Here is a 17,748-nt window from a genome sequence, read left to right on the forward strand (position 1 = left end):
GGCAGCGTGGACGGCTCTGTGCGGCGGTCCACCGCCAGAGTAAAGGGTCATGGAAACCGTCGACTTTATAATCGCGCTGGGACCTGCTCTATGAGCTGAGCGAGAAGGTGCCCAACCAACGGCTGTCTACGACGTCTCCAGCAAGCCGCCGGCCACCATTGAACAGAGTAGGGGTCATTACCGGGCTGCTGCCGGCTATATACAGCAGCCATTCGGGCGAGGCTGTAAATGACCGGATTGGGGAAGGAGGCGTGTTTTCTTCCTATACTCCCATCATGAAAAAGATTGCTCTTTGTTCTTCTTTCGTCTCTTTCTTTGTCGTTTCGCCGCTTTTTGCTTCCGATGAGGTGTCGACCCCCTACTTCGATCGCCTCACAGGATTCTGGGGCGGCCGGCGTACCGAGCTTTCCGAACAAGGTTTTGAATTCTTCGCCTATTACAACGCGATCCTCGCCTCCAACGTCGCCGGCGGCATCCGCTCCGAGACCAACTATGCGGGTGATCTCTTCACCGGCATAAATCTCGATCTGGAAAAGTTCTTCGGCTGGAAGGACACCGTATTCACCCTGTCCGCGATCAACCGTCACGGCAGTGACATCACTCCGTCGGTCGGCAGCCAGTACAGCGTCATGCAGCTCGTGGGCGGGCAGACGACGTTCCTCTACAACGTCACATTGGAAAAAGGCTTCGCCGACGATGACATCCTGGTGAAATTTGGGCGGATGACCGCTACGGACGATTTCGTCGGTTCGCCGTTCTACACTTATTCGCTCAACAACGCGGTCAACGGGCAGATCCGCGCCGTCCTCTTCGACGGTGTGATGACCTCCTATCCCTTCGCCGTGTGGGGCGGGCGCGTAAAGGCGAAGCTCGCCGAGGACCACACCCTGCAGGTAGGTCTCTTTCAGTTGACGGACGACATGTTCGATCCCGATAAGCACGGCCTCGACTTCGGTTTTTCCAGTGACGACGGTGTATCGATCTTCCTGCAATACGACTGGACGCCGAAGCTCGAGGGCCGTCCGGCACGTTTCTACGGCGGGTTGAATCAAAACATCGGCTTCGACATGGATAAATTCAACAGCCCGGATACCCTTGACAGGTTCACTCGTTTCTACGGCGGCGCGGACTACCAGTTCTGCAGTGAGGCGCCCGGTTCGGAGGAGGGGCTGTACCTTTTCGCGACACTGGCTTACACCACGCAGGAGGAAGTGGCGATCATCCCACTGCAGTCCAGCCTCGGTGTCCACTACAGGGGTCTGTTCGCTGAACGCCCGGACGACCGCACGGTCTTCTTCGTGACCTACGGCCAGTTCAGCGACGACTATTCCGACGAGCAGGTCGCCGCTGGGGGCAGTGCAGTCGACTATGAAATGGTCTTCGAACTCGGACACCGCATCCAGGTGGCCCCTTACGCCTACATCCAGCCCGATATCCAGTTCATCAAGAACCCCGGCGGCACCGGAAAGATCGCCGACGCCACCGTGCTCGGTGTGCAATTCGGCATCAGTTTCTAATAGGGGGATTCCGGTTGATTGTGAACACCGATTCCGGAAAATTAGGTAAAGGTGTTCACGTTGAAACCGGAATGGGTGTTCAGGATGGGCCGGAATATGCAAGGAACTCGAGTCGGATGAACTACTCCCTAACCTCTGTAGCAGGACTTGATGGCTGGCCGTGCCGGTGCCGCGTATCTGCTGTGGTATTCAGACAATGATGCGCCAGCTGGGTGGCGCCAAGGTGCTGCAAGGTCCAGTCCGGCGGCGAGGATAGCTGTGAATCGCCGGATTGGGAAGGGGACTTTTCTTCCTATACTCCCATCATGAAAAAGATCGCTCTTTGTTCTTCTTTCGCCTCTTTCTTTGCCGTTTCGCCGCTTTTTGCTTCCGATGAGGTGTCGACCCCCTATTTCGATCGCCTCACAGGGTTCTGGGGCGGTCGGCGTACCGAGCTTTCCGAACAAGGTTTTGAATTCTTCGCCTATTACAACGCGATTATCGCTTCCAATGTCGCCGGCGGCATTCGCTCCGAGACCAACTATGCGGGCGATCTCTTCACCGGAATAAATCTCGACCTGGAAAAGCTCATCGGCTGGCAGGACACCGTTTTCACCCTGTCCGCGACCAACAAACACGGCAGCGACATCACTCCGTCAGTCGGCAGCCAGTACAGCGTCATGCAGGTTGTGGGCGGGCAGACGACTTTCCTCTACAACGTCACATTGGAAAAAGGCTTCGCCGATGACGACATCCTGGTGAAATTCGGTCGGATGACCGCTGGGGACGATTTCGTTGGCTCGCCGTTCTACACTTATTCGCTCAACAATGCGGTCAACGGGCAGATCCGCGCCGTCCTCTTCGACGGCGTGATGACTGCCTATCCCTTCGCCGTGTGGGGTGGTCGTATAAAGGCGAAGCTCGCCGAGGAGCACACCCTGCAGGTGGGTCTCTTTCAGCTGACGGAAGACATGTTCGACCCCGATAAGCACGGTCTCGACTTCGGTTTTTCCAGTGACGACGGTGTATCGATCTTCCTGCAATACGACTGGACGCCGAAGTTCAAGGACCGTCCGGCACGTTTCTACGGCGGGTTGAATCAAAATATCGGCTTCGACATGGATAAATTCAACAGCCCGGATACCCTTGACAGGTTCACTCGTTTCTACGGCGGCGCAGACTACCAGTTCTGCAGTGAGGTGCCCGGGTCGGAGGAGGGGCTGTACCTTTTCGCGACACTGGCTTATACCACGCAGGAGGAAGTGGCGATCATCCCACTGCAGTCCAGCCTCGGTGTCCACTACAGGGGCCTGTTCGCTGAACGCCCGGACGACCGCACGGTCTTCTTCGTGACCTACGGCGAGTTCAGCGACGACTATTCCGACGAGCAGGTCGCCGCTGGGGGCAGTGCAGTCGACTATGAAATGGTCTTCGAACTCGGACACCGCATCCAGGTGGCCCCTTACGCCTACATCCAGCCCGATATCCAGTTCATCAAGAACCCCGGCGGCACCGGAAAGATCGCCGACGCCACCGTGCTCGGTGTGCAATTCGGCGTAAGTTTCTAAAATGGGCCGAGGCGCCCCTCTACCTGACAAGCTTTCCACAGTGTCAACTCTCCACCGCAAGCCCCTCAGTTAGCAAAATTTCTTGCCAATCTCGATTTATTACAGTTTGTAACTCATTGATTTTTAACCACTTCTGGCTTTGGTTAAATTTTCTTCACAAAAGGGTTACAACGAAGTCACGGGCGCTGGCGGGATTTTCCCGGAGTTTGCTCACAGAGATATCCACAGATTCTGTGGGCAAAACCGCGCGCTTGGCGAGCACTGCTCGCCGCGCGGTTTTGCGAAGCACGTCCCTGTGCTTCGCCCTTCGGGTCAGCTGAAGCTGACCAAAAGCGTTCCCGGCGCTTTTGTGCGACCGGCCAAGGATGGCCGGGCCGGCCAGCGCCCCATGGAAGGCTGCTCGCGAGTACCGCGCGTGTGACCACTACTCGCCGTGCAGTTTTGCGAAGCACATCCCTGTGCTTCGCCCTTCGGGTCAGCTGAAGCTGACCAAAAGCGTTCCCGACGCTTTTGTGCGAAGCACATCCCTGTGCTTCGCCCTTCGGGTCAGCTGAAGCTGACCAAAAGCGTTCCCGACGCTTTTGTGCGAAGCACATCCCTGTGCTTCGCCCTTCGGGTCAGCTGAAGCTGACCAAAAGCGTTCCCGACGCTTTTGTGCGAAGCACATCCCTGTGCTTCGCCCTTCGGGTCAGCTGAAGCTGACCAAAAGCGTTCCCGACGCTTTTGTGCGAAGCACGTCCCTGTGCTTCGCCCTTCGGGTCAGCTGCCGGAATATTACGGCGTTGCCGGGTTTCGAGGTGGGATAGGGATTACAACTGGTGCCGAAAGCTGATCAGCGCTGCGGTAACTGCAACGTTGAGGCTTTCGACACCGTTGCGCATGGGGATGCGCAGCCTGTGGGTGCAGGTTTTGGCGGTGGCGTCGCTGACACCGCGGGTTTCGTTGCCGAGTACGAAAACCGTGGCTTCGCCGCCGTTTAGTTCCCCCAGGGTATCTTTGGCATGGGAGCTGAGGGCGCAGATGCGCGCGCCGGTTCTGGCGAATTCCGCCAGGGTGGGAGCGAGATCGTCACAGCGCAGCAGGCGCGTTTTGAACAGGGTGCCGACGCTGGCTTTGATGACCAGTGGATCTATCTGCGCGCAGCCCTTGCTCGGCAGGATAATGCCATCGATGCCACCGGCACAGGCGGAGCGGATAATCATGCCGAGGTTTTGCGGGTTGGTAATGCCGTCCAGGGCGAGCAGCTCATAGGGTTTGTCTGCGGTGCGCAAAAATTCCTCCGCCCTGCCGTAGTGGGGCAGGGCCAGGTCCAGGGCCACGCCCTGGTCCTGCCGCGCGTTCTTGGAAATCCGGGAGAGCCCCTTGCGGTCCCAGTAGGCGATTTCGATGCGCCGCTCATTCGCCAGTTGTTCGATACGAGTGATCAACTGGTCGCGACGGTTGCTTTCCGCCAGGTGCAGCTTGTGTGCCGGCAGGGTCAGGTCTTCCAGTGCCTCCAGCACTGGCTTGCGTCCGTAGATGGTGAGCAGGCTGTCGTAGAAAGCGCGCTTTTTGAGGTACTCGGGAGAATCTTTCACCGGGGTGGTTCACTCAGTAAATCGATCAATTGTTCGGCCAGAGGCCCGGGCAGTTGATTGTGCCGGGCCAATTCCACACAGGCGAGGCCCAGTTGGCGGTAGCACTGGGCCAGTTGTGTATCGGTTTGTGCCAGCGCAGCCAGCTGCCTGCGCACCGTATCCACGTCGCCTCGCGCAATGGGGCCGGTGAGGGATTGCTCCGGGCCCATTGCCATATTGTTCCCGGCAGTCTGCAGCACTATGGGCTTGAGCAGTTCCAGTGCCCGTTCCCGCTCGATACCGGCGGCGGAGAATGTACGCAGACTCAGATCCACCAGCGCAGTGAGGTAATTGCAGGCGAATACCGAGCCGGCGTGATAAAGAGCTTTTTTGCTGCTGTCGATGGTGAGCAGTTCGCAGTCGAGGGCGGTGAAGGCGCGCTGCAACAATTCGATTGCGGGCCGGTCCCCCTCCAGCGCCACGGTACTGCCGGCGAGGCTGCCCAGGGATTTTTCCGGATCGGCAAAACTGTGCACCGGATGGGTGCTGGCGATTGCCGCCGGCCGGCAGGGGGACAGGATTTCCGAACCGAGTGCGCCGCTGCAGTGAAAAACCACGGCGTTGTCCCTGTCGTTCAATCGGGGACCCAGCTGCTCGGCAACTCCGGCGATCTGCCGGTCGCCGGTGGCGATCAGCCAGCAGTCTGCATTTTCCATCGTTCCGATGGAATCGCAAACCCTGCCGGCGCCAATAAAGTTCCGCGCCGTTTCGGCGCTCTGTGGCGAGTGATTGCAGATGGACTGAATCCGGAAGAATCCCCGCTGCTGCCACAGGCGGCCGAGAGTCCGGCCCAGTCTGCCGGCGCCGATAATATTGAGAGTCAAGGACATCGGCTAACGCGCACCTGAAAAATGGTTTGATATTGGCAATGGGTCCTTGTGGGATGGGCAAGGAGCGAAGCGACGTGCTCACCACAAAGTGCCGTAAAAAACGATGGGCACACTCGCTTTGCCCATGCTACAGCCACGCTTATAAAAATTAATTAATTGCCGCTTAGGCAATTGAGATAGGCGGTGACCGCATTGTCCAGCCCCATACTGATGGCGTCCACGGTCAGTGCATGACCGATGGAAACTTCCTGCAGGCCGGGCAGGGTGCGGTAACGGGGCAGGTTGATCAGGTTGAGGTCGTGGCCGGCGTTGACTCCCAGCCCTAACTGGCGCGCGTGTTCCGCGGCGGCACTGTGGGCGGCGAAAATAGCGTCGATATCGCCGGACTGGTGGGCCACTGCTTCGGCGTAGGGGCCGGTATAGAGTTCGATCCGGTCTGCGCCCACTTCCCGTGCCAGTGTTATCTGTTCCAGATCCGGGTCCATAAACAGGCTTACGCGGACTTTGGCCGCCTTCAGTTCGGCGATTATCGGCTTCAGGCGGACACCGTCGCGTTTGAGGTCGAAACCGTGGTCGGACGTGAGTTGATCGTTGCTGTCCGGCACCAGGGTGCACTGGTCCGGCCGGGTTTCCAGCACCAGCGGGATCAGTCCCGGGTAGTCTTTCAGGGGTATGGCAAAGGGGTTGCCCTCGACATTGAATTCGATCCCCTCGCGGCTCCGGCACAGTTCGGCCAGCTCGCGCACGTCACCGGGTCGGATATGGCGCTGGTCCGGGCGCGGGTGCACGGTCAGGCCCTGGGCGCCGGCGTCGAGACACACACGGCCGTGGGCGACCACGTCCGGATAGTTACCCTCGCGGGAATTGCGGATCAGCGCGATTTTATTGAGATTGACACTGAGGGCTATCACCGTTATTCCCCTTTGTTGCCGTCCGCTTCCGGGCTTTGCTTCAGGCGTGTTGCCTTCAGTATGCGCACGGGGGTATTGGGTGCGGCGGGGAAGGCCCGGTAGAGGCCGCGGGGTTCGGCGACTATCTTGTCCACCACATCCATCCCCTTAACAACTTTGCCGAAAACGGTGTAGCCGGGTTTGTCCTTTTGCGCATCCAGGTGGCCGTTGTTCACCAGGTTGATAAAGAACTGTGCGGTGGCGCTGTCCGGGTCATTCAGGCGGGCCATGGCAACGGTACCGCGCAGGTTCTGGAGGCCGTTGGCGGACTCGTTGGCCACCGGCTCCCGGGTTTCCTTTTTCTGGAAATCGAAAGTCAATCCGCCGGTCTGGACCATAAAGCCCGGGATCACCCGGTGGAAAATCACCCCGTTGTAGAAGCCGCTGTCCACATAGGCGAGGAAGTTCTCCACCGTGGCCGGCGCCTTGTCTTTATAGAGTTCCAACTGGATGCCGCCGAGGTCGGTTTGCAGTTCCACCTGAGGGTTTTCGGCAAGCACCGGCAGGCTGAGAAAGCCGGTTAAAAGTGCCGCGAAGAATACACGCATCGTCCATGCTCCCTGTTTTATGCTGTTACCGGATGGCGGGCCTGCGGCCCGCTTGCGGAGCTGGAACTCCGCGGTGCCGGAATCAATTGGCCCATTCGGAGCGCCGCCGGCGCGGGCGCAGGTGCGGGGCTATCATGGCCAGGATAGCACCCAGGCCGACGGACAGGGCGCCGTACATATACCACTTCTGGGTATCACTGCCGGAGAGGCGCTGGATTTCCGCCTCTGCCATTATCTGTTCCTGCTTCAGAAGTTCGTGTTGATGCAGCAGTTTCTGGTGGCGTTGGTTGAGCGCCACTGCGTCTGCAGAGAGGGCTTTCAGCTCCTTCAATTCTTTTTCCAGTTGCTGGGATTTTTCCTGCGCTGTCTGTAACGCGGTGACCAGCTTGTGGTTTTCCCCTTCCAGGCGGCGGACTTCTCCGCCCAGGTTGCCTTCCATTTTCTCGAAGCGCGCCAGGTTAGCCTCCGCTCGCTGCAGCTTGATTTCTGCCACCGGTTCCGCAACCAGGTACTGGCGGGGCACCCAGCCCTCTTCGCCGCCGGGGATGCGCACCCGCGACCAGCCGTCTTCCGGGGCGTCTTCCAGCAGGGTCAATTTGGTACCGCTGGGCAGGCCGCGGTGCAGGATACGAAATTCGTTGCCTTTGCCCGAGCGCATGGGAACGTGCAGCTCGTCGGTGATATAGCGAGTGCTGCCAGTCTGTGCGACGGTGAAGGTGCTGGCGGCGAGCAGTGCAGCCGCGGCCATGCCTGTCAGTTTGTTCATCATTTCTGATACAGCTTTTTTATCGGTTAAAAGTGTTTTCGGTTTATGGGAGTACGGCTTTGAATGGCTTGACCACCACGGAGGCGTAGACACCGGCGCTGACATAGGGGTCTGCATCGGCCCAGGCTCTGGCGTCTTCCAGCGAGGGAAATTCCGCTACCACCAGGCTGCCGCTAAAGCCGGCTTCGCCGGGGTCTTCGCTGTCCACCGCCGGGTGGGGACCGGCGAGGAGCAGGCGTCCCTCGTCTTTCAGGCGGTTGAGGCGGGCCAGGTGGTCGGGCCGCGCGCCTTTGCGCAGTGCCAGACTGTTGTCGACGTCTTCACTGATAATGGCGTACCACATATTTATATCTTTTGCTCTTATTTATGTCTTTTGTCGGTTTATTGCTGGACCATGATTTCTTCCAGCTTCAACCCGGTCAGCTTGCCGATCCGGCGAAACAGAAAAATCAGCACCAGCATCAATATAGCGGTGGCCGGCAGGGCGATCACCGGGAAACTGAGCGCGGTCATTTTGCCCAGTTCCTCGTTGAAGGCCTCGGTGCCGGGGGGGCTCTGCAGCAGCACCTTGGCCAGTATGTAATTCAGTGTGGAGGATAGGAAGAAAGAGCACGCAATCATCCAGGAGGCCTGCTGCAGGGTGCGCTCGAAGGCGCTCTCGGTGCCTCTGTTGGCAAGGGCGCGGGCGATTTTGCCGGTGTCGAGGATTCGGTCGTTGTACAGCAGGGTCTTCACCAGTGGCCAGCGGGTATAGAGGGAGGCCACGGTGGCGATCCCAAGCAGGCCGGGGATAGCGGCCTCTTTGACCGCAATATATTCGGCGTCCAGTTCCAGCAGGCTGATGCCGCCGGTGAGCAGGACACTGACAGTGCCCAGGGCGGAAAAGAAATTGATCTTGCCGGACCGGTACAGGTCGTGCAGGCCGTAAAGCAGCGGAAACGCCAGCGCCACCACGATGGCCCACTTGGTGCCCAGCCAGTTGTCGCCGGACAGTTTGGTGAGAATCAGCGTGGGAATGACGATATTGATCAGCAGATTGGCCAGAAGGCTTTCTTTCTTCGGCTGAAGGCTCTCTTTCTTCGGCTTCTGCTCAGTCGCTGCGGTGGTCGGGTTGGTTTCGGTCATGCTCTGTTCCGGTGATAATGCCCCGCTATCCCTTACGATAGACTTCGGCTGACGATACCGCTGCCAGCGGTGAATGGGTCTCCCCGGTCGCTGTTCGACAGCGCTGCCGGGTAAACGTTCAAAGCGGGTGTAACCACCCGGAGGTAGTTATCCTGACTGTGACCACATATTCAGGTCTGGTGGACCTGCACTGCCACAGCACGGCATCCGACGGTATTTTAAGTCCTGCACAGCTGGTGTCGAGGGCGAAATCCTGCGGTGTGACACTGTTGGCGCTCACCGACCACGATACGGTGGCGGGAGTGGCCGAGGCCCGAGAAGCCGGTGACCGGCTGGGTGTATCGGTTCTGCCGGGCATCGAGTTTTCCTCCCGCTGGGGGCGGCGCCAGGTACACATTATCGGGCTGGATATTGACCCGGCATCCACGGCGCTGCGGGACGCCATTGAGCTGCGCGACCGGCTGCGGGACGAGCGTGCGCGGAATATCGCCGCCAGGCTGGAAAAGCGGGGCTTTCCAGGCGCTCTGGAGGGCGCCCGGGCGCTGGCCGGCGGAGTGCTGGGCAGGCCCCACTTCGCCCGCTGGCTGGTGGCGAAGGGCCACGTGGAGGATATGGCGCAGGCTTTCAAGCGCTATCTGGGAGCGGGAAAAATGGGCGACGTGGTGGTGGACTGGCCAGAGCTCGCGGATACCATTGGCACTATCAAGGCAGCCGGTGGTGTCGCGGTGTTGGCCCACCCGCTCAAATACGGCCTGACGCGCACCCAGTTGCGGCGACTCCTGTCGGAGTTTCGGGACGCGGGGGGCGGCGCCGTGGAGTTGCTCTGTGGCCGCCAGAATCCGGTGCAGACCCGCGAACTGCACCAGTTACTGGATTTGGTGGCGGGGGAGGGCGGTGAACCCCTGCGCTGTTCCCTCGGCAGCGACTTCCACCAGCCGGACCAGCCCTGGCGCGAACTGGGCTGCGTGAGACTGCCTGAGGGCGTCGAGCCGGTATGGGCCATGCTGCGCGTTTAACTAGGGCCTGTCCACACTAAATTCGATGGCCGCGACGGAGGCCGTTTTTTCGCAAGGCAAGGCGCAGTGAGCGCCGTGTGGTCATTCCACATAAGCGAACTGCAACGCAGCATTGCGGAAAAACGGCCCCGTCCCTTCGGGTTGCGCCCCAAAACGGGCCATGCGGCGTTGCTCGTCGCTCATTTAGCCGGCTAAACCACGCTCCTCGCGCCTTGCCTGGCCCGTTTTGGGGCGGCAACGCGGCTATCGAATTTAGTGTGGACAGGCCCTAATACCGCTCGTTGCGCAGCATGGCGCCCGGCCAAGGACGGCCAGGCTGGTGGATTCTCCATGGATGGCTGCTTGGCACGGTGCATTTGTGGCAGACTAGCACCTAGTTTCTTGAACAAGATATTGGGGGCAATATAGTGGCGCAGTTTTTCCAGATTCATCCGGACAATCCCCAGGGGCGGCTGATCAGTCAGGCGGCAGATATTGTCGCCAGTGGCGGGGTGATCATCTTCCCCACAGACTCTGCCTACGCCATCGGCTGCCGGTTGGGGGAGAAGCTGGCTGTAGAGCGTATTCGCGCCATCCGCCAGTTGGACAAGCAGCACAACTTCACCCTGATGTGCCGCGACCTCTCGGAGCTGGCCAGCTACGCCAAGGTGGACAACCAGATGTTCCGCCTGCTCAAGAACCACACCCCCGGCCCCTACACCTTCATCATGCCCGCCACGGCCGAGGTGCCGCGCCGGCTGTTGCACCCCAAACGCAGGACCATAGGGCTAAGAGTGCCGGATAACGCCATCGTGCAGGCGCTGATCGAAGCCCTGGGTGAGCCGCTGATGAGCTGCAGCCTGATCATGCCCGGCGACAGCCAGCCGCTCACCGATCCCTACGATATCCGCGACACCCTGGAGCACCAGGTGGAGCTGGTAATCGATGGCGGCTTCTGCGGCCTGGAGGCCACCACCGTAGTGGACCTCACCGGTGACGAACCGGAACTGGTGCGCGAGGGCTGCGGTGCCATCGATGAAATTATCGGTTGAAGCTGCGCACCTATGTATAATCGCGCGTTTGCATTTTTGAAGGTGGGGCAGCGTGTCCAGTGAAGAGTTACTAGCCGAGGCGGAAGCGCAGGTGCTCGCGGAAGTGGCCGCCGCCGGGGACGCCGGGCCGGAGACCGCCGGAAAAAGTGCGTCCGCCGAGCCTCCGCGCCAGGGGGAGATGCCTTTCGCTGTGGTGCAGGGCCAGGCGTTTACCGAACTGCCCGCCGATCTCTACATTCCGCCGGATGCGCTGGAGGTGATCCTGGAGGCCTTCGAGGGGCCGCTGGACCTGTTGCTCTACCTGATCCGCCGGCAGAACCTGGACATCCTCGAAATCAACGTGGCCGACATCACCCGCCAGTACATGGTCTATGTGGAGATGATGACGGCCATGCGCTTCGAACTGGCGGCGGAATACCTGGTGATGGCCGCCATGCTGGCGGAGATCAAGTCGCGCATGCTGCTGCCGCGCCCGCCCCAGGAAGAGGAAGAGGAGGGCGAGGATCCGCGGGCCGCTTTGATTCGCCGCCTGCAGGAGTACGAGCGTTTCAAGTCCGCGGCGGAGGACCTGGACGAGATACCGCGCATGGGCCGGGATATCCACCAGGCCGCTGCCCAGGGTCCAGACCGCAATCTCACCCGTCCCGACCCGGATGTCGACCTGAAAGAGGTGCTGGTAGCGCTGGCAGACGTGCTCCGCCGCGCGGACATGTTCGAGAGCCACCAGGTGGAGCGGGAAAAACTCTCCACCCGCGAGCGTATGACCCAGGTGCTGGACAGAATCCGCCACCGCCAGTTTGTGCCCTTTGTGAGCCTGTTTACCGTGCAGGAAGGGCGCCTGGGCGTAGTGGTCACCTTCCTCGCGGTGATGGAACTGGTGAAAGAATCCCTGGTGGAGCTGGTACAGAACGAGGCCTTCGGCCCCATCCATGTGCGCGCCGCGGGCCAGGAGCCCGAAGCCGCGGAAGCGGAAGAAGAAGCCGACACCGAAATGGTTCCCTTGTAGGAGCGGCCCATGGCCGCGATCAATAGTGGTTTTTGCACAGATCGATCGCGGCCATGGGCCGCTCCTACACAGTCCGAAATGGTAACTACTCTCCCCTCTCCCGCTTGCGGGGGAGGGGCCGGGGGAGGGGGGCTGCCCGGCTCCCCCTCTCCCTAACCAAAGGGGGGAGAGGGGACTGTCGGGGGGAGTAGTTACTCGAAATGAAAGATTCCAAGGTTTAGAAGTTAGAAGATGACAATCGCTCCGGAACTACTGCGCCGCATAGTGGAAGGCGCACTGCTGGCCGCAGGGCAACCGCTCTCCGAGGAGAAGCTGCTGTCCCTGATCGACGAGGGGGAGCGCCCGGAAAAGGCGGTGCTCTGCGAGGTGCTGGAGGAAATTGCCGGCAGTTGCGCCGAGCGGGGCTTCGAGCTGCGCCAGGTGGCCAGTGGCTGGCGCTACCAGGTGCCGGAAGACCTGGCCCCGTGGGTCAACCGCCTGTGGGAGGAGAAGCCACAGAAATACTCCCGCGCGATTCTCGAGACCCTGGCGATCATCGCCTATCGCCAGCCCATTACCCGTGGTGATATCGAGGAGATCCGCGGCGTTGCGGTGAGTTCTCACATCGTCAGAAGCCTGTCCGAACGCGGCTGGATCAAGGTGGTGGGGCAGCGGGATGTGCCCGGCAAGCCGTCGCTCTACGCCACTACCCGGGAGTTTCTCGACTACTTCAACCTGAGCACCCTGGACGACCTGCCCACCCTGGCGGAGATCCGCGATATCGACAGCCTGAACCAGGCGCTGGACCTGGGCCAACTGGACAGCGGCGAACCGCAGCAGGGCGCCGACAGTGACGCGGATTCCGCAGAGCCGGCAGCGGAATCGAGAGAAGCCGAAGCGGCCGAACCCGCCGAGTCGGGCGAAGACACAGGCGAAGATGCTCCCGTCGAAGTGGGCTCTCCGGAAGAAGTCGAAGAAGAGCAGCTTGAAAATGAACTTTTGCAGGACTCTGGTAGCGATTTGGAAACAGTAGCCGAGGCCGGGTTCACCGACAGCGAAGGCGAGGAGATCGTCGAAGACGAATTCCCCGAAGCTGATAGCTGTGCAGTGAGCGAAGGCTCTCTAACCGCGGAGCTCCCGCCGAGCAGCCTGTTTGTCGAAAATGCCGAACCTGATGAGCCCGTCGAAGCCGAAGACGAAACCGGGAAAGAACCGCAATCGGAAAATGCCACCCTATGAGTGATAGCACTTCGCCTGCGGGCGAAAAACTGCAGAAAGTACTGGCCCGCACCGGCCTGGGCTCGCGGCGCGAGATGGAGCGCGCGATTGAGGCGGGCCGGGTGACCGTGAACGGTGTGGTGGCGGAGTTGGGCGAGCGGGTGACCGATACAGATCATATCGAACTCGACGGCCGCCGCCTGCCAGTGCAGGAGGAGAACCGCTGCCGGGTGATCCTGTACAACAAGCCGGTGGGGGAGATCTGTTCCCGCCACGATCCGGAGGGGCGGCCCACGGTCTATGACAGCCTGCCGCGCCTGCGCTCCGGGCGCTGGATTTCCGTGGGCCGGTTGGATTTCAACACCAGCGGCTTGCTGCTGTTCACCAACAGTGGCGAGTTGGCCAACAAGCTGATGCATCCCTCGTCGGTGATCGACCGCGAGTACCTGGTGCGCATCCAGGGCCAGGTGGACGACGAAATGAAAAAACGCCTGCTCACCGGGGTGTTGCTGGAAGATGGCGTGGCGCGGTTTACCGATATTGTCCCCAGCGGTGGCGAGGGAAACAACCGCTGGTTCTACTGCGTGGTGATGGAGGGGCGCAACCGCGAAGTCCGGCGCCTGTGGGAGTCCCAGGGTGTGCGTGTCAGCCGCCTGAAACGGGTGCGCTACGGCAGTGTATTCATTCCCTCCCATGTGCGTGTGGGCCAGTGGATTGAGATGGAGCCCAAGGAGATTGACGACCTGTGCATCACCGCCGGCCTGCCCAAACTGGGCCAGCGTCCGCTGACCCAGGCGGAACAACAGAACCTGCAGCGCCAGCGGCGCAAGCTGCGCAAATCGTCTGGGTCGGCACCGCGCCGCGGCAAGTTGCAGAAATGATAGAGGAATAGGTCGGGTGGCGCGTAGGATGGGCACGCTGCGCTTTGCCCATCCTACTGGAGTCCCGAGTCCTACTGGTTTTCCTCGATCGGCTCCTCACCTTCCTCCTCAAGGGTTTCGCCCTCCATCCCGTCGCTATCCATATCGTCCGGCTCCGCGCCCATCACATCGTCGTCGTCCGAGGGGAGTTCGGAATCGCTGCCGTTGTCCATCTGCGACTCTGCCGGCGGCGCTTCGGCGGATTCCACTACCTCCTTGAGATTGTTCAGTCCCGTCTCGTAGGACTTGCCCACCATCTGTTTCACGGCCAGCCCCGTCCAGCGGGCAATGGGCCCCGCGCCCATATCGGTGTTGAACCACCAGGTGAGGTTGGTACCGCTGCCCTGGGGCCGCAGGCGAAATTCGGCGTTGGCTTTGCCCTGCTCGCCGAAATCCAGCTCGGTGTGCACCAGCGAGTGGGGCTGGCTGGAGGTAATGGTCTGGCTGCCGCTGCCTACACTGGGATTGTCACTGCGCCAGGACATCATCGCGCCCACTCCCTCCTCGGGGCCGCTGTAGCTGTACTCGGTGTCCGGGTCCATCTGGTACCAGGGCGACCAGCTGTTGAAGTTGCGGAAGTTGTTGAGGTAGGGAAAGACTGCTTCGGGCGGTTTGGATATGTACACGCTGCGCTCGAGGGTGATTTCGCGGGGAAACAGGAAGCCGGCGAGTACCAGTAGTACCAGGAAAATCAGAATATAGAGTATCCAGCGCATAGCAAGGGCCCTTTCATTATCCATTGTGGGCGGCTCAACTGCAGCCGGAGCTCGATTATCAATGATCAATTACCAATGAACAATTACCAATGAACGATGACCGCCGGTAATTGATCATTGTTCATTGATCACCACCAGTGGCAAATCTATTTCCACACAGAGGCCGGCGCCGGGAACATTTCGGGCGGAGATGGTACCGCCATGGTGCAATACGGTGCGCTGGGCGATGGCCAGACCCAGGCCGAAACCTCCGCTCTCCCGGGTGCGCGCGGTATCGGTGCGGTAGAAGGGGCGAAAAATGGCTTTGAGTTCGTCTTTGGAGACACCGTTGCCGGAGTCGATCACGCGGATACGGCATCGCTCGTCGCGGATCTCAATTTCGACCCTTACCGCGCCGCTGCTGGGGCTGTAGTTGATCGCGTTGCGCAGGATATTTTCCAGGGCGGCGGTCAGCGAGCTGCCGCGGGTGGCCACCAGGGCTTCCTCGCAGTCGCTTTCGAAAATGAATTTCAGCTGTTTTTCATCCGCCTCGGCTTTCAGGTCCTCGATCAGGGCGTTGATCAGGCTGTTGATTTCCACCACATCGTCCAGCGGTCGCTGGTCGGTTCCCGCCACCGGCAGGGAGAGCACGTCGGCGATAATATCCTCCAGGTAGTCCGCGGCCTTGCCGATCTTGTCCAGCTCCGCATCCAGTCCGGCGGTGTCCTTTTGTCGCGCTATGCCGAGGGCCACCTGCAGGCGCGCGAGGGGTGAGCGCAGTTCGTGGGAGACGTCCTTGATCAGCCGCCGCTGTTCGGCCATGGATTCCTGCAGCTGGGCGGTCATGGAGTCGAAATCCCGCGCCAGATCGGCCAGTTCGTCATTGCGGCTGGGCATCCCGGGGGAAACCCGATAGTCCAGTTCGCCCGCGGCCACGCGCCGGGTGGCGGTGCGCAGCTGGTCCAGGGGGCGGCTGAGATAACGGGCCAGCCAGTAGCAGGCGGCGCCGGAGGCGAGCATGGACAGCAGCAATATCGGCCAGAAATTGCGCCACAGGAAGCGCAGCAGCAGCGTTTCCTTGCTCTGCCCGGCGATCAACACTACGCGCAGGCTGTCCGGGCCGCGCAGGGCAACAAAAAAACCCACCGCGGGTTTTTTTTGTACCAGCCTATGGGTTTCGCGATTGCGGAAGTTGAGGCGTTCGAACATGGGGGCCATGTCTTCGGGCAGCGGACGGCCCAGCAGTTCGCGACCGTGCTGGTCGACGGCGAACACCTGGCGCTGAACTTTGGGCGGCTGGCGTTGCAGCCAGTGGCGAAAGCTCTCCGGGCCGTGGCGTCGCGCCATGCGCATTTTGCGCACCGTCTCGTGAAACAGCGCCGGTCCTTCCCAGCGTTCTTCCTGCCTGGGATCGCCGAATTCGCGGAAATGGGTAATGTAAACGGTCGCCACCACCATCCCTACCGCGGTGATCCAGGCGCCGAAAAACATCTTCCAGAAAAGGCTATGCATGGGACCTGGTCAGCATATAGCCGGCGCCGCGAATATTGATGATCAGCTCGCGGCTGGCGCCATACTCGGCGAGTTTCTTGCGGATATTGCTCACGTGCACGTCGATGGAGCGGTCGTAGGGCATCAGTTTGCGGCCCAGCGCGGTCTCCGTCAGCATCTCCTTGCTCACCACGTCGCCCGCGTGCTGTACCAGTACCCTGAGCACGGCGAACTCCGCACCGGTGAGAGAGAGCAGCCGGTCATTCCAGTAGCCCTGGTGCTCCGCCGGCAGCAGGCGCAGCGGTCCGCTCGCCAGGGTGCCGGGCTCATCGGATTCGATGCGGCCGCGGCGCAGTACGGCGCGCAGGCGTGCGGCCAGTTCACGGGGGTTACAGGGTTTGGGCAGATAGTCGTCCGCACCCATCTCCAGGCCGACGATGCGGTCGACGGTGTCCCCCTTGGCGGTGAGCATCAGTACCGGCAGCGAGCGGCTCGCCGGCGAAGCCTCTTCCCGCAGCTTGCGCAGCAGGTCGAAGCCGTTGTGCACCGGCAGCATCACATCCAGCACCAGGGCGTCGAAGGTGTGGCTTTTGGCCAGTTCCAGGCCGCGGCCGCCATCGTTGGCCACGGTGACCTGGAAGCCCTCGCCAATAAGGAATTCCTGTAGCAGATCGGTCAGTTCGCTGTCGTCGTCGACCAGCAGAATACGGCTCATGGTTTTCTCTCTGTGTGTTCAGGCTCCATTATATGCAAAGCTCCGGCGCCGGATACGACGCCGCGCAGGACCTTTTACCGTTCTTAACAAATGTTTACCGGCGTTTGCCCCTATTTACATAGCGCTCTCCTAGTATGCGTATACACCTACTGAGACCAAACTAGAGGATGCGTCGATGAATAAATGGAAAGCGATGATGGGCAGCCTGGCGCTGGCGGGTACCCTGTCGGTACCGGCAGTCACTCTGGCCCAGGACGATTTCGTCCACACCTCCATGTCCCGTCACCACGGTTCCCATTTCCTTGAGCACATGGAGGAAGAGCTGGGTCTGACCGAGGGCCAGGTTGCGCAACTGAAGGCCAACCGCGAAGCCAATCGCGACGTCCGTAAGTCGCAGCGCGATCAGATGCGCGAGTTGCGCAAGCAGCTGCGCGAGGCCATCGACTCCGGCGCGGACCAGGGCACCCTGGACGAACTGGGAGCGCAGTTGGGCAAGCTGCACGTGGCCAAGGTGCAGGAAATGCAGCAGATGCGCCAGCAGTTTGAAGTAATCCTGACCGAAGAACAGAAGGCCAAGCTCAAGCAATTGAAAGAGGAGCGCGGAGGACGCCATCATTTCCGGCGCTGGAAGGAGCGCGACGAAGAATAGTCTGAACATCTCCGGTGCGATCGATCGGGCAGTTTCTACCCCAGCCCGGTAGGAGTCGTAACCCCCTTGCCCCCATGCGGGGGCTTTTTTTTGCGCGGAAGCTGAGGTGCGTGTTTTTATTTTCAGAAT

General features: G+C 60.6%; 18 protein-coding genes. 8 read left to right on the forward strand and 10 right to left on the reverse strand.

Going from position 1 to position 17,748, the window contains the following annotated elements; genetic code table 11:
- Positions 1 to 251 precede the first annotated feature (251 nt).
- Positions 252 to 1,517, forward strand: coding sequence for a carbohydrate porin (locus PP263_RS02630; RefSeq protein WP_308366821.1), 1,266 nt, complete (start codon positions 252 to 254; stop codon positions 1,515 to 1,517).
- Positions 1,518 to 1,822: 305 nt separating this feature from the next.
- Entirely contained in the window at positions 1,823 to 3,064 is a 1,242-nt protein-coding gene (locus PP263_RS02635; protein ID WP_308366822.1) for a carbohydrate porin, read from the forward strand.
- An 809-nt stretch (positions 3,065 to 3,873) separates the two neighbouring features.
- Here the strand turns inward: PP263_RS02635 and PP263_RS02640 are convergent.
- From PP263_RS02640 to PP263_RS02670, 7 genes are all read right to left on the reverse strand, one after another.
- The gene (locus PP263_RS02640) at positions 3,874 to 4,641 is read right to left on the reverse strand and encodes an RNA methyltransferase (protein WP_308366823.1); all 768 of its coding nucleotides are present in this window, start codon (positions 4,639 to 4,641) and stop codon (positions 3,874 to 3,876) included.
- The gene (locus PP263_RS02645) at positions 4,638 to 5,510 is read right to left on the reverse strand and encodes a DUF2520 domain-containing protein (RefSeq protein WP_308366824.1); all 873 of its coding nucleotides are present in this window, start codon (positions 5,508 to 5,510) and stop codon (positions 4,638 to 4,640) included. The genes PP263_RS02640 and PP263_RS02645 overlap by 4 nt, the downstream gene beginning before the upstream one ends.
- Before the next feature lie 152 nt (positions 5,511 to 5,662).
- A complete protein-coding gene (locus PP263_RS02650; RefSeq protein ID WP_308368546.1) occupies positions 5,663 to 6,427 on the reverse strand; it encodes a pyridoxine 5'-phosphate synthase in 765 nt (254 codons plus the stop codon).
- Positions 6,424 to 7,008 carry a peptidylprolyl isomerase gene (locus tag PP263_RS02655; protein WP_308366825.1) on the reverse strand — a complete coding sequence of 195 codons (585 nt, stop codon included), beginning with the start codon at positions 7,006 to 7,008 and terminating at the stop codon, positions 6,424 to 6,426. The genes PP263_RS02650 and PP263_RS02655 overlap by 4 nt, the downstream gene beginning before the upstream one ends.
- An 82-nt stretch (positions 7,009 to 7,090) precedes the next feature.
- Positions 7,091 to 7,777, reverse strand: coding sequence for a TIGR04211 family SH3 domain-containing protein (locus PP263_RS02660; RefSeq protein WP_308366826.1), 687 nt, complete (start codon positions 7,775 to 7,777; stop codon positions 7,091 to 7,093).
- 40 nt (positions 7,778 to 7,817) lie between these two features.
- A complete protein-coding gene (locus PP263_RS02665; RefSeq protein WP_308366827.1) occupies positions 7,818 to 8,117 on the reverse strand; it encodes a YciI family protein in 300 nt (99 codons plus the stop codon).
- Positions 8,118 to 8,155: 38 nt separating this feature from the next.
- Positions 8,156 to 8,899, reverse strand: a complete 744-nt coding sequence (locus tag PP263_RS02670; protein WP_308366828.1) for a VC0807 family protein — start codon at positions 8,897 to 8,899, stop codon at positions 8,156 to 8,158.
- A 158-nt stretch (positions 8,900 to 9,057) separates the two neighbouring features.
- Here PP263_RS02670 and PP263_RS02675 point away from each other — a divergent pair, with 158 nt between their 5' ends.
- The 5 genes from PP263_RS02675 to rluB all read left to right on the forward strand — a co-directional run bounded on the left by PP263_RS02675 (position 9,058) and on the right by rluB (position 14,030).
- The gene (locus tag PP263_RS02675) at positions 9,058 to 9,915 is read left to right on the forward strand and encodes a PHP domain-containing protein (RefSeq protein ID WP_308366829.1); all 858 of its coding nucleotides are present in this window, start codon (positions 9,058 to 9,060) and stop codon (positions 9,913 to 9,915) included.
- 407 nt (positions 9,916 to 10,322) lie between these two features.
- Positions 10,323 to 10,946 carry an L-threonylcarbamoyladenylate synthase gene (locus PP263_RS02680; protein ID WP_308366830.1) on the forward strand — a complete coding sequence of 208 codons (624 nt, stop codon included), beginning with the start codon at positions 10,323 to 10,325 and terminating at the stop codon, positions 10,944 to 10,946.
- A gap of 103 nt (positions 10,947 to 11,049) precedes the next feature.
- Positions 11,050 to 11,952, forward strand: coding sequence for a ScpA family protein (locus tag PP263_RS02685; protein ID WP_374693715.1), 903 nt, complete (start codon positions 11,050 to 11,052; stop codon positions 11,950 to 11,952).
- Positions 11,953 to 12,183: 231 nt separating this feature from the next.
- Complete coding sequence (gene scpB / locus PP263_RS02690) at positions 12,184 to 13,170, forward strand: SMC-Scp complex subunit ScpB (RefSeq protein ID WP_308366831.1); 987 nt, start codon at positions 12,184 to 12,186, stop codon at positions 13,168 to 13,170.
- Entirely contained in the window at positions 13,167 to 14,030 is an 864-nt protein-coding gene (rluB, locus tag PP263_RS02695) for a 23S rRNA pseudouridine(2605) synthase RluB (protein WP_308366832.1), read from the forward strand. Before scpB ends, rluB begins: the two co-directional genes overlap by 4 nt.
- 71 nt (positions 14,031 to 14,101) lie before the next feature.
- Here the strand turns inward: rluB and PP263_RS02700 are convergent, their stop codons facing one another.
- From PP263_RS02700 to PP263_RS02710, 3 genes are all read right to left on the reverse strand, one after another.
- Positions 14,102 to 14,785, reverse strand: a complete 684-nt coding sequence (locus tag PP263_RS02700; protein WP_308366833.1) for an SRPBCC family protein — start codon at positions 14,783 to 14,785, stop codon at positions 14,102 to 14,104.
- Between the two features lie 114 nt (positions 14,786 to 14,899).
- Positions 14,900 to 16,276, reverse strand: a complete 1,377-nt coding sequence (locus PP263_RS02705) for an ATP-binding protein (RefSeq protein WP_308366834.1) — start codon at positions 16,274 to 16,276, stop codon at positions 14,900 to 14,902.
- Positions 16,269 to 16,970: a response regulator transcription factor gene (locus PP263_RS02710; RefSeq protein WP_308366835.1), complete on the reverse strand. Its 702-nt coding sequence runs from the start codon at positions 16,968 to 16,970 to the stop codon at positions 16,269 to 16,271. The genes PP263_RS02705 and PP263_RS02710 overlap by 8 nt, the downstream gene beginning before the upstream one ends.
- 175 nt (positions 16,971 to 17,145) lie before the next feature.
- On the opposite strand from PP263_RS02710, the gene PP263_RS02715 reads away from it, so the two are divergent.
- On the forward strand, positions 17,146 to 17,619 hold the full coding sequence (locus PP263_RS02715; protein WP_308366836.1) for a Spy/CpxP family protein refolding chaperone: 474 nt from the start codon (positions 17,146 to 17,148) through the stop codon (positions 17,617 to 17,619).
- Positions 17,620 to 17,748: the final 129 nt, after the last annotated feature.

Source organism: Microbulbifer sp. TB1203 (assembly GCF_030997045.1).
Lineage (GTDB): Bacteria > Pseudomonadota > Gammaproteobacteria > Pseudomonadales > Cellvibrionaceae > Microbulbifer.